Origin of the sequence: Microcystis sp. M53598_WE2 (assembly GCF_030067735.1) — a bacterium.
Taxonomy (GTDB): Bacteria; Cyanobacteriota; Cyanobacteriia; order Cyanobacteriales; family Microcystaceae; genus Microcystis; species Microcystis aeruginosa.
This window is the reverse complement of record NZ_JASJFE010000595.1, coordinates 1-1,639: the sequence shown is the minus strand read 5'-3', so window position 1 is coordinate 1,639 and position 1,639 is coordinate 1. Positions and strand designations below refer to the sequence as shown.

The 1,639-nt window shown below is 44.2% G+C and carries 2 protein-coding genes and 1 pseudogene; 2 read left to right on the top strand and 1 reads right to left on the bottom strand.

The window, feature by feature from the left end; translation table 11 throughout:
- Positions 1-342 precede the first annotated feature (342 nt).
- Together PX636_RS12035 and PX636_RS12030 are read left to right on the top strand one after the other, a co-directional pair.
- On the top strand, positions 343-966 hold the full coding sequence (locus PX636_RS12035; RefSeq protein WP_002796911.1) for a YraN family protein: 624 nt from the start codon (positions 343-345) through the stop codon (positions 964-966).
- Between the two features lie 53 nt (positions 967-1,019).
- Positions 1,020-1,235 (top strand): annotated as a pseudogene (locus tag PX636_RS12030) (hypothetical protein); the annotation flags it as partial.
- On the opposite strand, the gene PX636_RS12025 reads toward PX636_RS12030, so the two are convergent.
- Positions 1,232-1,459, bottom strand: coding sequence for a DNA-directed RNA polymerase subunit omega (locus tag PX636_RS12025; protein ID WP_002737694.1), 228 nt, complete (start codon positions 1,457-1,459; stop codon positions 1,232-1,234). The pseudogene PX636_RS12030 and the gene PX636_RS12025 overlap by 4 nt on opposite strands.
- Positions 1,460-1,639: the final 180 nt, after the last annotated feature.

Here is a 1,639-nt window from a genome sequence, read left to right as displayed (position 1 = left end):
TGTCAGTCTGTAGAGCGACCATAAGACCAGAACAGAGTAAATCTGTTAAGGCAGGTGCGGAACCCCGCAAGGGAAAGAAGCAGAAACCTAAATCGTGAGGTTTGGGAATCGCCGTCCGTTTTACGGCGGCGAGGATGTCAACTAAAATCAAGCTCTTTGAGCGTTGTAAGGATTATGCAAGTTTTGGAACCAAGTAAATTCCAGAAAAACATTACCCACCCCCGCACATTTGTCAAGTCTTTTACATAATTCTTAATATTTTTTTTCGTTTTGCTCTCTGGCTCTCGTCCAGCTTCTCGAGGGAATCGCTAAAATGATCAGGGGTGTTTTAGAGGTAAGTCTATGAGTGAACCGGTAACTCTTGAGGATATTTACCAGCTATTCCGCGCTTCCGCCGAGGAATATGATCGCCGGGCTGCCGAATCTAAGGCGGAATATGATCGCCATAGAGTCGAAATAGAGAACCTCCTGGCGGAATCTAAACTAGAAAGCGATCGCTCGATGGCAGAACTGAAACGGACGGTTGAACGAACCAGCAAAGCGGTAGATAGTCTCACCACTCGCTGGGGTCGATTTGTGGAAGAATTGGTAGAACCGGCGGTTTTACGGCTTTTTCAGGAAAAAGGTATCGATATTAAAGAAGTTTATCCCCGCGCTAGAGTCAAGCGTCAGGGCATCGCCATGGAAATTGATATTCTAGCGGTAGATGATACCGATCTCGTGGTGGTGGAATGTAAATCTAGATTATCTAAAGATGATGTGGATGAATTTATCGAAAAATTGACCCGCTTTAAAATCGCTTTTCCCCATTATCAAAACTATCAAGCTTACGGTGCAGTGGCGGGAATTGAAATCAACGAGGGGATTGATCGATACGCTTATAAAAAAGGTCTATTTGTGATTAAACCCTCCGGGGATACGGTGGACATTATTAATGATGCCGACTTTCAACCGAATACTTGGTAATTTCCCTAGTCAAAACAATTGCTATGGTTAACCTTTCCTACACAAAAATCGCCTTCTTCCCAGTATCGGGAAATCGTTATTTAACCTCAGAGGAAAGGGCGAGGGCAGCTGCGGCGATCGCCGCTCAAGCACGTTTGATCGCCCAGCAAGAAGGTTTAGCCAAACAGGAAGCGGAACAAAAAGCCCAACGACTAGCGGAAAGACTAAGATCACTGGGTATCACCCCGATGAAATGTAAGGGTGGGTTCCAGGCAATTTTAGGGGATTAATCGCGTAATAATTCCGGTTCGGTTAATTCGTCGGTCATTTCCATCAAGGCCCGTTGGACAGGTTTAATCATCGGGTCATCGATATTTTCTACGGTATCGTAGCGGACGCGTTTGGCCCGTCTAGCGACTTGCACGACGATCGAGTAACGATTGCTGGCCACATTCATCAGTTTATCGGTGAGATAAATCATCTCGGAGGAGTCGAATTTAAACCGTTTGGACATAGTTATATTTAGCCTTCTCTGGTGAATTTGGCACTTGTCACTGATAGTAGTTTAGTGATAAGTTTTATTACTCAGTCCACCTTACCATATTTTGTCCACCTTAAGGATAGGGTTATCCTTGATCTCGATCGGATTTTGTCAACTACTTTTTACAAAACTTAAATCAATTTTATACAAGTT